The 16,120-nt window shown below is 68.9% G+C and carries 13 protein-coding genes; 6 read left to right on the top strand and 7 right to left on the bottom strand.

The window, feature by feature from the left end; translation table 11 throughout:
- Positions 1-4: 4 nt before the first annotated feature.
- Positions 5-1,954: a peptide MFS transporter gene (locus V7702_RS05660; RefSeq protein WP_335649166.1), complete on the bottom strand. Its 1,950-nt coding sequence runs from the start codon at positions 1,952-1,954 to the stop codon at positions 5-7.
- Positions 1,955-2,160: 206 nt separating this feature from the next.
- Here V7702_RS05660 and V7702_RS05655 point away from each other — a divergent pair, with 206 nt between their 5' ends.
- Positions 2,161-2,640, top strand: a complete 480-nt coding sequence (locus V7702_RS05655) for a DUF427 domain-containing protein (protein WP_335649165.1) — start codon at positions 2,161-2,163, stop codon at positions 2,638-2,640.
- 28 nt (positions 2,641-2,668) lie between these two features.
- Here the strand turns inward: V7702_RS05655 and V7702_RS05650 are convergent, their stop codons facing one another.
- From V7702_RS05650 to V7702_RS05640, 3 genes are all read right to left on the bottom strand, one after another.
- On the bottom strand, positions 2,669-4,183 hold the full coding sequence (locus tag V7702_RS05650) for a phosphoesterase (RefSeq protein ID WP_335649164.1): 1,515 nt from the start codon (positions 4,181-4,183) through the stop codon (positions 2,669-2,671).
- Between the two features lie 79 nt (positions 4,184-4,262).
- Positions 4,263-5,621 carry a glutamate--cysteine ligase gene (locus V7702_RS05645; RefSeq protein ID WP_335649163.1) on the bottom strand — a complete coding sequence of 453 codons (1,359 nt, stop codon included), beginning with the start codon at positions 5,619-5,621 and terminating at the stop codon, positions 4,263-4,265.
- A gap of 110 nt (positions 5,622-5,731) precedes the next feature.
- The gene (locus tag V7702_RS05640; RefSeq protein WP_335649162.1) at positions 5,732-6,469 is read right to left on the bottom strand and encodes a 16S rRNA (uracil(1498)-N(3))-methyltransferase; all 738 of its coding nucleotides are present in this window, start codon (positions 6,467-6,469) and stop codon (positions 5,732-5,734) included.
- A gap of 77 nt (positions 6,470-6,546) precedes the next feature.
- Here V7702_RS05640 and ppk2 point away from each other — a divergent pair, with 77 nt between their 5' ends.
- Together ppk2 and V7702_RS05630 are read left to right on the top strand one after the other, a co-directional pair.
- Entirely contained in the window at positions 6,547-7,329 is a 783-nt protein-coding gene (gene ppk2 / locus V7702_RS05635; protein ID WP_335649161.1) for a polyphosphate kinase 2, read from the top strand.
- Between the two features lie 279 nt (positions 7,330-7,608).
- A complete protein-coding gene (locus V7702_RS05630) occupies positions 7,609-8,829 on the top strand; it encodes a winged helix-turn-helix domain-containing protein (RefSeq protein ID WP_335649160.1) in 1,221 nt (406 codons plus the stop codon).
- Here the strand turns inward: V7702_RS05630 and V7702_RS05625 are convergent.
- The 3 genes from V7702_RS05625 to V7702_RS05615 all read right to left on the bottom strand — a co-directional run bounded on the left by V7702_RS05625 (position 8,819) and on the right by V7702_RS05615 (position 13,306).
- Positions 8,819-9,628: a hypothetical protein gene (locus V7702_RS05625; protein ID WP_335649159.1), complete on the bottom strand. Its 810-nt coding sequence runs from the start codon at positions 9,626-9,628 to the stop codon at positions 8,819-8,821. The genes V7702_RS05630 and V7702_RS05625 overlap by 11 nt on opposite strands.
- A 77-nt stretch (positions 9,629-9,705) precedes the next feature.
- Positions 9,706-11,493: an ABC transporter ATP-binding protein gene (locus tag V7702_RS05620; protein ID WP_335649158.1), complete on the bottom strand. Its 1,788-nt coding sequence runs from the start codon at positions 11,491-11,493 to the stop codon at positions 9,706-9,708.
- Between the two features lie 19 nt (positions 11,494-11,512).
- Positions 11,513-13,306 carry an ABC transporter ATP-binding protein gene (locus V7702_RS05615; protein ID WP_335649157.1) on the bottom strand — a complete coding sequence of 598 codons (1,794 nt, stop codon included), beginning with the start codon at positions 13,304-13,306 and terminating at the stop codon, positions 11,513-11,515.
- Positions 13,307-13,710: 404 nt separating this feature from the next.
- On the opposite strand from V7702_RS05615, the gene ubiA reads away from it, so the two are divergent.
- From ubiA to V7702_RS05600, 3 genes are all read left to right on the top strand, one after another.
- Positions 13,711-14,643, top strand: a complete 933-nt coding sequence (gene ubiA, locus V7702_RS05610) for a 4-hydroxybenzoate octaprenyltransferase (RefSeq protein WP_335649156.1) — start codon at positions 13,711-13,713, stop codon at positions 14,641-14,643.
- 99 nt (positions 14,644-14,742) lie between these two features.
- Positions 14,743-15,135 carry a hypothetical protein gene (locus V7702_RS05605; RefSeq protein ID WP_335649155.1) on the top strand — a complete coding sequence of 131 codons (393 nt, stop codon included), beginning with the start codon at positions 14,743-14,745 and terminating at the stop codon, positions 15,133-15,135.
- Positions 15,136-15,158: 23 nt separating this feature from the next.
- Positions 15,159-16,001, top strand: coding sequence for a helix-turn-helix domain-containing protein (locus tag V7702_RS05600; protein ID WP_335649154.1), 843 nt, complete (start codon positions 15,159-15,161; stop codon positions 15,999-16,001).
- Positions 16,002-16,120 lie beyond the last annotated feature (119 nt).

Below are 16,120 nucleotides of genomic sequence, written 5' to 3'. Positions count from 1 at the left end.
ACCGTCAGGCATTCCGATCGTCGCGCAGGGTCTGCGGGTTCACCGCCTGGCGCTCGCCATCCAGGGTCGGGGCGATCGGCTCGGGCGACGGACCGTGGCCGGCGCTGACTCCGTGGGCCCAGCCCTTGATGAAGAAGCTGAGGACTATGAAGACCAGGCCTGCGCCCAGGCCCCAATAGCCCAGCATTCGGAACACCTCGACCGAACTCTGCAGAGCCTGCGCCGGGTCCAGCACCTGGCCGCCGACGGTCTCGGTCCCGGCGAGGCCGGCGATCCAGCCGCCCACATACTGGGCGATGGCGCTGGACAGGAACCAGACCGCCATCATGAACGACACCACCGAGGTCAGGGAGAGCTTGGTGATCTCCGAAAGGCCGACGGGCGAGAGGAAGAGCTCGCCGGTAGTGTGCAGCAGGTAGAGCAGGCCCAGCACCATCAGCGGCACCCGGAAGCTGGCGTCGGCGAGCCCTGCGCTCCACACCACCACCATGAAGCCAAGCCCCGCCTGCAGCAGGCCCAGGCCGAATTTCATGGTCGGGTCGGGGTCCATGCCGCGGCGGCCGAGGAAGGCCCACAGCGCAGCGAAGATCGGCGCGAAGATCAGGATGAAGCCGGCGTTGAACGACTGCACCTGGGCCGCGGCGATGCCGGAATTGATCCAGCCCCACCACCCGCCGGTGTCCACGCCGGCGGCGGCCAGCTGTTCGGGCGTCCCCATGGGCATGCCCAGGAAGGTCGTGGCCTGACTGGTGATGGCGAGGTCTACGTTTCGCGCGGCGAACAGGTTGAGCGAGGTGCCGGCCTGTTCGAAGAGGGTCCAGAAGACCACGGCGCCGAAGATCAGCACGGTGGCCAGCATCATCCGCTGGCGCTCTTCTCTGGTCTGGCAGATTCGCAGGATCACATAGGCGATGATGACCAGCGAGGCGATGATGGCCACGCTGAGCACCCAGCCCACCACAGCGTTGCGCTGCACCAGCCACCAGACCACGCCGATGCAGGGAATGGTCGCCAGATAGATCAGCCATTCGCGATTCAGCGGGCCGAAGATGGGCGCCTTGAGCTTCTCCGGCTCCGGCGGCTCCCCATGGCCTTCGAGCAGCGGCTTGCCGAGCACGAAGACCACCCAGCCCAGGGCCATGCCGACGCCGGCCAGGCCGAAGCCATAGCCCCAGCCGAAGTGCTGGCCGAGCAGGCCGCAGAGCACCGAGGCCCAGAAGGCGCCGAGATTGATGCCGTAATAGTAGAGGGTGAAGCCGGAATCCCGGCGCGGATCCCCTTGCGGATAGAGCTGACCCACGATGGTGGAGATGTTGGGCTTTAGGAAGCCCACTCCAAGGATGATCAGCGAGACCGCCAGATAGAAGATGTTGACCCCCACGGGATCGGCGGTCTGGGTCATCTCATAGCTGCCGGCCGGCAGCACCGCCGGCAGCGGCGCGGTCGCGGGCAGGTCGATGATCTGCAGGCCGCCGCCTTGGGCGGGGCCGAAGGCGTAGGGCTCGCCCTCCACCACCAGGCGGACCTGGCGGCCGTCCATCCGGCCCTCAGCGGCGACCTCATAGGTCTGGCCTGCATAGGTCAGAACCTCGCGGGTCGGTTCGCCCTCCACAGCCATGGCCAGGTGGCCGGCGACCAGCAGCAGGGCGCCGAAGGCCACAGCCTTGCGAGTGCCCAGATAGCGGTCGGCCAGGATGCCGCCGATCAGAGGCAGCAGATAGACCAGCGAGGTGTAGGAGCCGTACTGGGCGTTGGCGACGTCATCGTCGAACAACAGGTGCTGAGTCAGGTAGAAGATCAGGATGGCCCGCATGCCGTAGTAGGAGAACCGCTCCCACATCTCGGCGAAGAACAGGACGATCAGGCCCCGCGGATGGTTGCGCATCAACTGCAGCAAGACCGGGACACCGGTGAGCAGCGTGATCAGCACGCCGAGCACGACGACGATGTTCATGAATCGACTTCCGCTTAATTCTGCGTTGAGCCGGCCCGCAGGCCTGCGCCGAGGTTCATTTGACCCGGGGGAGCCCGGAAAACGGGGAGAAGATCACGCAGCCTGCGCCAAGACAAGCAAGCCTCGTCCAACATCACCACGTATCGGCGCGGCGGAGCCAACCGCCAGGGTCATGCGTTCCCCCTGTGTTCAAAGGAGAAGGCCCCATGAGCGATCCCGGATCAAACCACACCATCGACATTGTCCCCGCCGCCGGGCGCATGCGCGTGGCGTTCGAGGACCACATCATCGCCGACAGCGATGACGTTCTGATCCTGCACGAAGGCCGGTTGGCGCCCGTGGCCTATTTCCCCAGAGACGACATCGAGATGGGCTATTTCGCCCGGACCGACCGCTCCACCCACTGCCCTTTCAAGGGTGACGCCGGCTACTATACGGTGACGGTGGGCGGCGAGGTGCTGGAGAACGTCGCCTGGACCTATGAGGACCCCCTGCCCGGCGCGACCCGGATCGACGGCCGCGTGGCCTTCTATGCCGATCGGGTGAAGATCTATGCGGTGGGCGACGAGGTCGCGCCGCACGACCATCACCGGGACGTGGACGCCGTCGTGCAACATACCGACTCCGGCGGCGGTCAAAGTCAGAAGGACCATTGGACGCCGAACGTGGAGACGCCCAAGAGTTGAGCGCTCTTCCTGAGAGCGCCGCGGCGTCTCAGGGCGTAGCGGGCGCGATCTCCAGGAAGATGGGATTGGCGTAGAACCAGAGGTCCGACCACGGGTCCTCGCCCGCCGGGTCCGGCTGCGGTTCGAGTTCGGTCCCGCTGGTCCCTCGCACACGGATATAGGCGTCGCCCGTCAGGCCGCTCAGGGTGTGGGTGACGATGATATCCTCGCCGTCCCTGCGCCAGTCGGCGGCGGTGAAGCGTCGCCCGACGCGGGTGGTCGGATTGGCCGCCGCCGCACGATCGGCGACCGGCCCGGTGACGTCCCCGACGATCAGGTCGATGCGCGCCACCTGCGGCGTCCGCCCGGCCGCATTAGCGGCGGCGGGATCGCGCGCCCGGATGGTCACCACCACATCGGTTCCCGGAGCGAGCCTGAGCGCCTCGCCGATCTCAGCCGTCTGGCCACCCGCCTGGGCCGTCACGTCCAGTTCCGAGATCAAATCGCCGGTGGTGACGAAGACCCGCCCATGGCGCAGGCCGTCCAGGATGTCGGCGTGGCTGCGGACGGCTTTCACATAGGTCTTGGAATATTCGCCCGGCCAGAAATCACTGCCGCCATCAGTGTAGTGACGGTGGGAGTCCGAGGTTGAGGTCACCCACCAGCGACGCCCCTCGCCCAGCATGGAGTCCCAGAACCCGCCCAGACGCGCGGTCATCTGGTCGAAGCCGCCCAGGGTCGGGCTGTTGCGATAGCCGCCGCGCGCGCCCTCCGGATCGATGGCGCCGTCCGGCTGCAGGGCGGCGGCCTGGTGGCCGGGCGCCCCCTCCATGCCGATGGCCACCTGGGGCGCGGCGTCGTTCCAGTCACGCAGTTCGCCGGGCCGGTCCTGTCCCCATTCGCCGACGCCCGTGGCCGACCGCGACGGATGGTTGGCGATGACCACCGGCGGCGCTTCGATCTGGCGCATGTGACGCAGGGCCTCGAGCATCCGCGGCTCGGTGTCCCAGGACAGGTCGGCCGGCCAGGGCTCCCGCTTGGCGAAGCGGCTTTCGATCCCTTCCAGCACATCGCGCTCATCAGGGGTGTGAGGAATGATCAGGCTGGAATGATCGGCCCCGGGGGTGTCGAACTCCATGCCGTAGAACTGGATGAGGCCCGGGACCTCGGCGCGGGCGCGCTCCAGCTCCGGATAGGCGAGGTCGCGGTTGACCTTGGAGTGGTTGGGCCCCCCGTGATCCGTGGAGACCATCCAGGACAGGCCATAGCGGGCGGCCATGGCCGCATTGGTCGGGATCGGATAGATGGCGTCGCCGGCGATTTCCGGCTGGGGCGGACCGCCGGCCGGATCGGGCGTCCAGCCGACGCTGTAGCGGCTGTGAACATGGTGGTCGCCGGCCAGCCAGTGGCGGGCCGCCGGATCAACGGCGGCGGCTTCATCGGCGACCGCGCCCATGGCCACCAGCCTGGTTGCTTGGTGGTCGGGGCTCTCATGGGCCAGGGCCGAACCCGCGGCGAAGGCGGCGAGGAGGGCGAATCGGGCGAATCGGCGAGGCTGGGTCATGGCGGTGACCTCTAGCGAACGGATGCGTCACTTGTCTGACGGTGGCGGCTGTTCATGGCCGCCAGGTCGGAGCCTCCCCTCAGAAGGCCAGGGTTTCGTAGGCCTTCGAGACGTCGCCCTTCCAGGCGCCGTGATAGAGGTCGAGCATCCGCTCGGCCGGGGTCTTGCCGCTGTCGGCGATTTCATCGAGCTCGGCCAGATAGCCCGTCTCATCGACCAAGCCGCCGCTCAGGCGATTGCGGGCCTTGAGACCCTGGCGGGCGATGGCCAGAACGTCCTTGGCCACGTCCTGCAGGATGCGGCCGTCGATCTGCGCCTTGAGACCCAGTTTCGCCGACTGGCTGCGCAGGCCTTCATGGTCGGCCACCGACCAGTCCTTGCAGACATCCCAGGCCGCATCGAGGGCCGCCTGGTCATAGAGGAGGCCGGTCCACAGGGCCGGCAGGGCGCAGAGACGGCTCCAGGGGCCAGCGTCGGCGCCGCGCATCTCCAGATAATATTTGAGCCGCACCTCGGGGAAGATGGTGGTGACGTGGTCGGCCCAGTCCTTGATGGTCGGCCGCTCGCCGGGCAGCTCTGGCAGCCGGCCCTCCATGAACTCGCGGAAGGAGCGCCCGGCCACGTCGATGTAACGGCCCTCGCGCTTCACGAAGTACATCGGCACGTCCAGCGCATAGTTGGCATAGGTCTCGAAGCCGAACCCGTCCTTGAAGACGAAGTCCAGCATGCCGGTCCGGTCGGGGTCCACATCGGTCCACACATTGGCCCGGGCCGACAGGAAGCCATTGGGCTTGCCCTCGGTGAAGGGCGAATTGGCGAACAGGGCCGTGGCGACGGGCTGCAGGGCCAGGCTGGTCCGGAACTTCTTGACCATGTCGGCCTCGGACCCGAAATCCAGGTTCACCTGCACGGTGCAGGTGCGGAACATCATGTCCAGGCCCATGCCGCCGACCTTCGGCATATAGGCGCGCATGATCTTGTAGCGGCCCTTGGGCATCACGGGGATCTGGTCCCGCGTCCAGGTGGGGGTGAAGCCGAGACCCAGGAAGCCCAGGCCAAGCTCATCGGCGACCGTCTTGACCTCCGACAGGTGGCCGCCGGTCTCGTCGCAGATCTCGTGAAGGTCGCGCAGCGGCGCGCCCGACAGTTCGAACTGCCCGCCGGGCTCCAGGCTGACATTGGCGCCGTTGCGCTCCAGCCCGATCAGGGTGTCGCCCTCGAACACCCCTTGCCAGCCGAACCGCATCAGGCCGGTCAAAAGGGCGTGGATGCCGTTTGGCCCCTCATAGGGAACCGGCGAATGGTCCTTGAGATAAAAGGGGAACTTCTCGTGCTCGGCGCCTATGCGCCAGTCGGCCTTGGCCTTGGAGCCGTCGGCGAACCAGGCGACCAGATCCTCGAACACCAAGGGACGCTCGTCGCAAATGACGTCGGCCATGTCTCTCTCCCCAGCCCGACCATATTCTCGCCACGGGCCAGGCCCCAAGCGGCGGCGATCTTTACGCCGTTCGCTGAAGTGGGCGCAACGATGGCGATCCGCAATGGCCCCTATCGCGGCGTGACGCAATCACCCCAGTCGCCGCAGACGCTCTGCCACAGGGTCAACGCGCTGATCGCCGCGGTGTCAGCCCTCAGGATTCTGGGGCCAAGCGTGGCCGCGACGGCCTGATCCAGCCCCCGCAGCCGGGCGCGCTCGGCCGGCGAAAAACCGCCTTCGGGGCCGATCAACACCGCCCAGGGGCCTTGGGGCTGGTCCTTCAGGGCCTGCAGCGCCGGCGGCGCGTCGCCCGCCTCATCGCAGAAAAGCAGTCGCCGCGACGGCTCCCAGGCGTCCAGGAGATCGGCCAGCCGCACGGGCGCGTCGATCTCCGGCAGGTCGATGCGGCCGGTCTGTTCGGCGGCCTCGACGGCGATGGCGTTCAGCCGCGGCAAGCGGATGGGATCGGGATTGGTCCGCTCGGTGATCACCAGCCGCACCCGCCGCACGCCTAGTTCGCAGGCCTTTTCGACGATCGTCTCGAGCCGCGCACGCTTCACGGTGGCGACGATGAGATCGAGGTCGGGACCAACGGCCTGCGGCCTTGTCTGATCCTGGACCTCCAGCACCGCGCCGCGCTTGCCGCTCTCGGCGACGACGGCGCGCCATTCCCCGTGGCGGCCGTTGAATACCAGCAGGGGATCGCCGGCGGCCCGGCGCATGACGGCGACCACATAGCGGCTCTGGTCGGGGTTGAGGCCAAGCCTGGCGCCCGGCGCGAGATCGTGGGTGACGAACAGACGGATCATGATGCGCTTTCTAGCGGGCGATCGCCGGGGCCGCATAGGCCATGGCGCAATCGCGGGCGGCCGGCGTAGGGTTGGCCATGAGCAAGTCCGACAAGACCGCCAAATCGAACGAGTCCTACGACGCGGCCCTGCCTCGCCTGCAACTCGCCCTGGTCAAGATGCAGCAGCAGGCCCTGGCGAACGGCGAGAAGGTGCTGGTCATCTTCGAGGGCCGTGACGCGGCGGGCAAGGACGGGACCATCCAGCGGATCACCGAGCACATGTCGGTCCGCGCCACGCGGGTCGTCGCCCTGTCCAAGCCTTCCGACGTGGAAAACAGCCAGTGGTACTTCCAGCGATTCGTCAGCCACCTGCCGGCCGGCGGCCAGTTCGTGATCTTCAACCGCTCCTGGTACAACCGTGCTGGCGTCGAGCGGGTGATGGGCTTTTCCACCCCGGCCGAGCAGGAGGACTTCCTGCGCGAGGTTCCCCTGTTCGAGGAGATGCTGGTCGGGTCCGGCATCCGGCTGGTGAAGATCTGGATGGATGTCACCAAGGCCGAACAGGCGCAGCGCCTGGCCGAGCGCAAGGACGATCCGCTGAAGGTGCTGAAGTCGAGCCCGCTGGACGACTTCGCCCAGCCCCGCTGGGACGACTACACAACCGCCCGCGACGAGATGCTGCGGCGCACCGACACCGCCCTGGCGCCTTGGGTCTGCGTGAAGGCCGATCACAAGAAGACTGCGCGGCTCAACGTCATCCGCCACCTGGTGAATACGCTCGCGCCGGCCGCGGTGGCCAGGACGGTGGAGGCGCCCGATCCGGAGGTGCTTTTCCGGTTCGAGATCGCTGCGCTCACCGACGGCCGGCTCTGCAACTAGCCGATTTCGTTGGATTAGGATTTCGGGAGGCGGCTAGACTGCCGCCTGAAACCATTGGCGTGGAGCCTCGCCTTCGTGTCCCTATCCAGTGAGACTGAGCGCGTGCGCCACGCGGGCGACCCTGTCGCCTTTGTTCAGGCCGGCGGCGCAACCGGCGCCTGGACTGCGTGGATGCGCTTCCCACCCCCGGCCCTGATCTGCGAGACAGGGGCGTCGCCGCCTCGGCCTGAGGGCGACCTCAGGGCCGAATGGCCCGAGCGCTGACCTGACCGACCGAACTTGCCCCCAGCCCCTGCGCCCCTAAAACAGCTGAGCGCCGCCCAGGCCCGCCGCATCGCCCTGGCTGCGCAGGGTTTTGGCCGGGCGCGGCCCCAGGCGGCAGGGCGGCGCCATCTGGTCGATGTCATGGCGCGCCTCGGTGTGGTGCAGATCGACTCGGTCAATGTGGTGTCGCGCACCCACTACCTGCCCTTCTTCTCTCGGCTCGGCCCCTACCCACGGGAGGCTCTGGAAAACCTCGCCTGGGGCAAGCGGCCGGCCTTCTTCGAGTACTGGGCGCATGAGGCCTCGCTCCTGCCCCTGGCCGCCCAGCCCCTGCTGCGATGGCGGATGGAGGACGCCCGCGAGGGGGTGGGGGTGTGGAAAGGCGTCGCCAGGTTCCTGCGCGAACACCCCGCCCTGATGGAGCGCGCCCTGGCGGCGGTGGCCGAGCGCGGCCCGCTTTCGGCCTCTGAGCTGGAGTTGGGGGTCAAGGGCGCCGGCGGCTGGTGGGGCTGGAGCGAGGCCAAGCGGGCGGCCGAATGCCTGTTCTGGACCGGCCGCCTGACCACCGCCACGAGGCGGGTGACTTTCGAGCGGGTCTACGGGTTGCCGCATGAGATTTTGCCGGCCGATCTCCATGGGGCGCCGCCCCCCGCCCGCGAGGACGCCCAGCGGGAGCTGGTGCGCATCGCCGCCAGGGCGCAGGGCGTGGCCACCGAACGGGACCTGCGCGACTATTTCCGCATGGCGCCGGCCGAGACCCGGGCGCGGATCGCCGAACTGGTGGAGGCCGGCGACCTGGTTCCCGTCACCGTCCGCGGCTGGGGCCAGGGCGCCTATCTCGATCCGGGCGCCCGCAAGCCCCGGCGGATCGGCGGCGCAGCCCTGCTGTCGCCTTTCGATAACCTGATCTGGTTCCGTGAACGGACGGAGCGGCTGTTCGGGGTGCGGGTCCGGCTGGAAATCTACACCCCGGCCGAGAAGCGCACCCACGGCTATTATATCCTGCCCTTCCTGGAGGATGAGGCGATCACCGCCCGGGTGGATCTGAAGGCCGACCGCAAGGCTGGCGTCTTGCGGGTGATGGCGACCCACGCAGAGCCGGACGCCACGCTCGACACCCCTGGGCGCCTGGCCGCCGAGCTGCGGTTGATGGCGGGTTGGCTGGGCCTGGCCGAGGTGAAGGTCGAGCCGCGCGGGGATTTCGCGCCGGCCCTGGAATCCGCGTTCAGGGATTGAGCGACTTCGGGCGCATGACCAGCCAGGGGGTGGGGCCAACCCGCCACTCCCAGACCGCCAGCAGCTGATCGAGATGGTTCGACGCCGTCAGCCAGTCGGGCAACGGCAGGGTGCGCCCCACGAGCGCCAAGCGTCTCACATGGTGGGTCGGGGCGAAGCGCTCGGTCAGGCGGGCGGCCACGCCGGGGCGATAGACCTCATGCGCCTCGACGATGATATGGGTGTGAGCCAGGACCGGCGAGAGATCGGGGCGCAGCAGCTCCTCCTCGGTGCCCTCCACATCCATCAGGACCAGGCTTCGTGGGCCCCCATAGGCCTCGAGGTCCTCAGGCTTGAGGGTCTCGCCAATGACCACTCGGTCGGCGACCCCGTTGAGAGCGGCCATCTGGGCGCAGGCGGCGCGGGCCTTGGGCGCGGTGTCGAAGGCGTAGACCTGGGCGTCCTCGGCCAACAACGCCATGCCGACGGCGTAGTAGCCCTCGGCGCTGCCCACATCGATGACGCGGTCGAGGCCCTCGGCGGCCAGGCCGAGCAGGTAGGGGTGAAGTTCGGCCTCGTACGTCCCGAGCAGACGCGGGGCCAGGGCGCCCTCTGTCGCGCCCTCCACATAGGCCATGCCGGCGAAGGGGCCCTGCAGCACGACCCGCCCGTGATGCGCCACGAAAGCGTCGACAATCACCGAGGCGCGCCACAGGGCCAGGACGCGCAGGGCCAGGGTCAGTTCGCGAGGCTGGGCTAGCGGCGGGTCCCGGTCGAGCCGTTCACGCAACCAGCGCACGACGTTGTCGGCATAGCTCAAGGGGCGCTCCGATCATCCAGAGCCCCACCCCGAGCGGACAGACGGTGGCCTATTCAGCCCGCCCCGTCACGCACAACCTAGCCGACCCCTTCGGTGACGGCATGCAGCCGGGCGTAGGCGCCCCCCTTGGCCACCAGCTCGGCGTGCCGACCCTCCTCCACCACACGGCCGCCTTCGAAGACCAGGATGCGGTCGGCCCCGCGGATGGTGGACAGGCGGTGGGCGATGACGATCGTCGTCCGCCCGGCCATCAGCTCCTCCATGGCGCCCTGCACGTCCCGCTCGGTCTCCACGTCCAGGGACGATGTGGCCTCGTCCAGCACCAGGATGGGGGCGTCGGCCAGGAAGGCCCTGGCCAGGGCCACCCGCTGGCGCTCGCCGCCCGAAAGCTTTACCCCGCGCTCGCCCACCAGGGTCTCGTAGCCCTTGGGCAGACGCATGATGAAGTCATGCGCCCGGGCGCGACGGGCCGCGGCGGCCACCTCCTCCGGACGGGCGTCGGGGCGCGCATAGGCGATGTTCTCGGCGATGGTGCGGTGGAACAGGGCCGGGTCCTGGGGCACGAGCGCGATGGACCGGCGCAGGGAGGCTTGGCTCACCTTGGAGATGTCCTGCCCATCGATGAGGATCCGCCCCGACTGCACGTCGTAGAGCCGCTGCAGCAGCTTGACGAAGGTGGACTTGCCCGCCCCCGTCGCGCCCACCAGGGCGACCTTTTCCCCCGGCGCCACGATGAGGGTGAAGTTCTCATAGAGGGGACCGGCTGCGGCCTTGTAGCCGAAGGTCACCCGGTCGAAGGCGATCTCCCCTCGCTCGCCGCGGAAGACCGTGGCGTCAGGGGCGTCAGCCACCTCGGGCTCGGTGACGGCGTAGCGGGCGATGTCCTCCACGTCGTCGAGGCCCTTCTGCATCATGCGGATGTTTTCCCCCAGATTGCGCAGATAGCCGCTCATCAGCATGAAGGCGGTGATGGCGAACACCACGTCGCCGGCGCTGGCCTGCCCTTGCGACCATAGTCGCAGAAGCAGGCCCGTCAGGCCGGCCTGCAAGCCCACCAGCATCAGGTTGTGCCACAGCCAGACATTGATGAACCGGGTCCAGGTGGTGAGCGTGGCCCGCCGCCATAGGGCTGTGACGCCACCGATCCGCGCATCTTCCCGCGCTTCGGCGCCAAAGGCCTTCACCGTCGGGTTGGAGCCGATGGAGTCCGACAGGGCCCCGCCGATCCGCGAATCCAGGGCCACCGACTTCAGGTTGGCCGGGCGCACATAGACCGTGGTCAGCCAGAGGTTGGAGACCAGATAGAGGATCACCACCGCCAGGGAGAAGAAGCCCACCATCGGCCAGCGGGCGATCATCATCACCGACAGGCCGATCAGCACGATCAGGGCCGGTCCCAGCCACAGGATCACGGCGTCCGACACCATGTCATAGCCCCACATGCCGCGGCTGAGCCGCCGCACGGTGGAGCCGGCGAAGGTGTTAGCGTGCCAGTCCGACGAATAGGACTGGACCCGCTGGAAGCCCTCGTCGGTCATGTCCTTCATATTGGCCGCGGCCATCGGATTCCAGAACCGGAAGGCGATGTTGCGCACCACGGTGAAGGCCAGGAAGACCCCGATGAAAATCCCCCAGGCCCGCCAGGCGAGGTCGGCCTGATCCGGACCTGCGGCCACGATGTCCATCAGCCGGCCCGCCGCCCAGGGCAGGGCGAGGTCGAAGCCGATGGCCACCAGGGTCAGGGCGACCGAGGTCCAGAACAGGACCGGCCGCCGCAGCCAGAAGGCGCCGATGAAGCCCAGCACCTGGCGGTTGGAGAGGGTCCGTTCGGCCACATCGTCGGTGTCGTCATAGTGTTCGGTCATGGTCTTCTCGATCTGGCGGTCATTCGGCGGCTTCGGAGACGGCGTGCAGGCGGGCATAGGCGCCGCCGCGGGCGAGCAGCTCCCCGTGGCGGCCCTCCTCGATGATGCGGCCCCGGTCGAAGACCAGGATCCGGTCGGCGCTGCGGATCGTCGACAGCCGGTGGGCGATGACGATGGTGGTGCGGCCGGCCATCAATTCCTCGGTGGCCGCCTGGACCTCGCGCTCGGTCTCCACGTCCAGTGACGAGGTGGCCTCGTCCAGAACGAGGATCGGCGCGTCGGCCAGGAAGGCCCGGGCGATGGCCACCCGCTGCCGCTCGCCGCCCGACAGCTTGACCCCCCGCTCGCCCACCAGGGTCTCGTAGCCCTGGGGCAGGCGGGCGATGAAGTCGTGCGCCCGGGCGCGGCGGGCGGCCAGGGCCACCTCGTCCGGCGTCGCGTCCGGCCGCGCATAGGCGATGTTCTCGCCGATGCTGCGGTGGAACAGCGACGGATCCTGCGGCACCACGGCGATGGCCCGGCGAAGTGACCCTTGCGTCACGTGGGCCACGTCCTGCCCGTCGATCAGGATGCGGCCGCCGTCCAGGTCGTGCAGCCGCTGGAGCAGCTTGACGAAGGTCGACTTGCCCGAACCCGTGGGGCCGACGAGCGCGATCCGCTCGCCGGGCGCAATGGCCAGGCTGAAGTCCTGATAGAGCCGCTCCCCCTGGTTGGCGTAGCCGAAGCTCACCCGGTCGAAGGTGACCGCGCCCTCCAGACCCTGGAAGGGCGGAGCCTCGGGCTTGTCGGCCAGCTGCGGGTCGGTGCGCATATAGACCGCCACGTCCAGCAGATCGTCGAGACCCTTCTGCAGCATGCGGGTGATCTCGCTGAAGTTCCGCATATAGCCAGCCATCAGCATGAAGGAGGTGATGGCGAAGGCCACGTCCCCGGCCGTGGCCTGGCCCTGCGTCCAGGCCCACAGAATCAGCCCGGTCAGCCCGCCCTGCAGGATGACCAGCAGGACGTTCTGCCCCAGGCCCACCAGGTTGAACCGGTTCCAGGTGCGGATCACCGCCACTCGCCACTCCGCCACCGTGCCGGCGAACCGCTGGCCCTCGCGGGCCTCGGCGCCGAAGGCCTTGACCGTAGGGTTGGCGCCGATGGCGTCGGCCAGCGAGGCGCCGATCTGGGAGTCCAGGGCGTTGGAGACCAGGTTGACCGGCCGCACATAGTAGGTGGCGGTCACGACGTTATAGACCGCGAAGATGATCACCACCGTGGCCGTGAACAGGCCTGCCAGGGGCCAGCGCACGGTCATGGAGACCGCCAGGCCCGCCAGCACGATCAGGGTCGGCATCAGCATCAACAGCAGGGCGTCGGACGCGCTGTCATAGCCCCACATGGCCCGCGAGACCTTGCGCACCGTGGCGCCGGCATAGTTGGAGCCGTGCCAGTCCGACGAGAAGGACTGCACCCGCTCGAAGCCCTGGGTCACGATCCGCTCCATGATCCGGGCGTAGAAGCCGTTCAGGATGCGGAAGCCCGTGGTGCGGACGCCGTAATAGACCACATAGAGCCCGGTCAGCACCGCCCAGGCGGTCCACGCGGCCTGCGTCAGCCGGTCGGGCGAGGACACCGCGTCCACCAGGGCCCCGGCCGCCCAGGGGATGGACAGGTCACAGGCCGTGCCCACAAGGAACAGGGAGGCGGCGGTGAAGAACCGCGGCTTGTCCACCATCCAGTGGCGCCACATGAAGCCGATCACCTGCATATTGCCCAGGGGGCGGGGGCGGGTGACGCCTTCGTCTTCGTCGAAGAATTCGCTGGTCATCGGAGAGGCCAAAAATCTGGACCGCAGGTCCGGGGACCGGCGGAAAGGGCGCAAGGCCGCAGGCGCGCCAATGGGGCGCGGATCAGGGCGGAATGCGGAGAGAGCCGGAAGCAGACGTCCCGGCGGATGCGGACGAACACGGGGAATTTCCTGAGGGCGGGAGCCAAGAAAGGCGCCGGCCCGGGAAGTTCCGCTCGAAGGTTGAGCTAGGTTCGGGTCGCGGCGACGCAGCGGTGGGGGTTCGGTGCAAGATGCATTGTCATGCGAACCCTCCTGTCTGGTCGCGGGTGGTGGACGGCCGGAAGCTAGGCGGGGCGGGAATCGCAGTCAACCGCGCGTTGAACATCGTTTTACCAACCGCTTTCACTGAGGCGCCGAAGACACGATCTGGTAGGACCGGGGGCATGATCGCCCCCCTGCCTGACGCGGCCCCCGCCAACTGGGTCGACCGCCGCGCGCCCGCCGCCCTGAGGCCCTGGCTCAAGCTCGGCCGTTTCGATCGCCCGACTGGAATCTGGCTGCTGATGCTGCCGGGCTGGCAAGGACTCACCCTGGCGGCCGCCATGAAGGGCGAGCTTCCCGACTGGCGCTGGCTGATCGCCTTCTTCGTGGGCGCAGCCCTGATGCGGGCGGCCGGCTGCGCCTATAACGACATTGTCGACCGGGACTTCGACGCCAAGGTTTCGCGCACCGCGGGTCGGCCGATCCCCTCGGGCCAGATCACGGTGCGCCAGGCCTGGGCCTTCGTCATCGGCTGCTGCCTCGTCTCCCTGGCCATCCTGCTGGTCATGCCGCCCTTCGCCATCGCCCTGGGCGGAGGCTCGCTGGTCCTGGTGGCGGCCTATCCGTTCATGAAGCGGATCACCTGGTGGCCGCAGGCCTGGCTTGGCCTGACCTTCAACTGGGGCGCCCTCCTGGGCTTCGCCGCAGCGACCGGGGGCCTGCAGTGGCCGGCGCTGCTGCTCTACGCCGTCGGCATCTTCTGGACGCTGGGCTATGACACCATCTACGCCATCCAGGACCTGGAGGACGACGCCCTGGCGGGCGTGAAGTCCTCCGTCCGCCGGCTGGGCGCGTCCACGCCCAAGGGCGTGCTGGTCTTCTATGTGGCGGCCTTCGTCCTGGCCCTGGTCACCGCCTGGGCCGCAGGGCTCGGCCCGCTTTTCCTGCCGCCGGCCGCGCTCTTTGGCCTGCACCTCTCCAACCAGGCGGCCAAGGTGCGGGTGGAAGATCCCGAAGGCGCCCTGGCGCTGTTCAAGTCGAACCCCGTGGCGGGCCTCCTGCTGTTCCTGGCGCTGGCAGCCGGCGCGTGGTTGGGGCCGCAGGGCCTGTTCTGAGGCGATGATTACCTGCCGGGTCGTTGAGGGCGACCCTGGGCCGGCCGAAGCTTTGTCTCGCAGCGACCGGCTGCGATCCAAAGCCCCAGGGAGCCCGCCATGCGCGCCGCCAAGGTCCTCACCATCAACGCCATCGCCTCAGGCCTGATCGGCCTGGCCTGCGTCCTTGACGCCCAGCTTCTGGCCCCCGTCCTCCTGGAGGCGTCCACCCCCGCCGCCGTGCTCGCCCTGCGCATCCTGGGCGTCGGACTGACGGTCTTCGCCATCGCGGTGGGCCTGGTGGCGGCCCGACGCGAAACGCCCCGCACGGCCCTGCGCGTCATCCTCTGGGCCGACATGGCCTGGGTCGCCGCGACCCTGGTGCTGGCGCCGATGTTCGCGGCCGCCTTGACAGGCATGGGCCTGGCCGCCGTGATTGTCGTCGGCGTGGCTGTGGCTGTCTTCGCCGTCTTCGAGGCCAACGCCCTGCGCCGCGCCACAGCGCTGGCCTGACCTGAAAAGCCGGAGAGCCCAGCATGGCCCCTTCAGCCGCCCCCTCGCCGGCCGTCCGGACGCTGGCCGACTTCCCGGCCATGCTGGGGCGCCTGCGCCGGGCGCGCGGGTTTTCCCAGCTCGGCCTCGCCCTGGCCGCCGACGTCTCTCAGCGGCACGTCTCCTTTCTTGAGACCAACCGCACGCGCCCCTCCCGGGACATGGTCGGGCGGCTGGCCGCCGCCCTCGACCTGGCCCTGAAGGACGAGAACGCCCTGTTACTAGCGGCCGGCTTCGCCCCGGCCCACGGGGAGCACGCCTTCGGCGACGAGGCCGCGGCCATGATCCGGCGGGTGACGGAGCTGGCGCTGGCCGCCCACGAGCCCTTTCCGGCCTTTGCGGTGGACCGGGCCTGGCGGCCGCTGGCGGGCAATGCGCCGGCGCTCGCCCTGTTCGGCGCCCTGATTGGCGATGGGGCGCTGGACCCGGCCGTCAGCCTGATGCGCGCCGCAGCGACGAGCGAGGCCTTCCGCACGTCCGTGGCCAACTGGCCGCAGCTAGCGCTGCACTTTGTCGCCCTGGCCGAGGCCGAGGCCTGGCGGGCGCCGCCGGGACCCATGCGCGCCGAGCTGGACGCCACCCTCGCGGCCCTGTCAGCCCTGACTCCGGAGGGAGCGCAGCTCCACGCCGTCCAGCCCATGGGCGCAGCCCTGATCCTGCAGGTGCGGACGCCGGCCCTGTCCGTGGACCTGGTCTCCACCATCGCCCAGTTCGGCGCGCCGCACGACACCGCCGCCGACGACTTGCGGATCGAGTTCTTCTATCCGGCCGATGCGGCCAGCGAGACCGCGTTGCGCGCCCTGGCTAGCCGGCGCCCGCAAACCTGACGCGGCGTCATCCTACCCCGGCGCCGGATTTCATGGCATGATGAGCCATGGCCGTGGCGACCCGCATCGATCCCAAGACCCTGTTCACGCCCCAGGAGTGGGCGAGCCTTTCCAATCGC

Origin of the sequence: Phenylobacterium sp., assembly GCF_036963605.1 — a bacterium.
In the GTDB taxonomy this organism is placed as follows: Bacteria; Pseudomonadota; Alphaproteobacteria; order Caulobacterales; family Caulobacteraceae; genus Phenylobacterium.
This window is presented reverse-complemented; position numbering and strand designations above follow the sequence as displayed.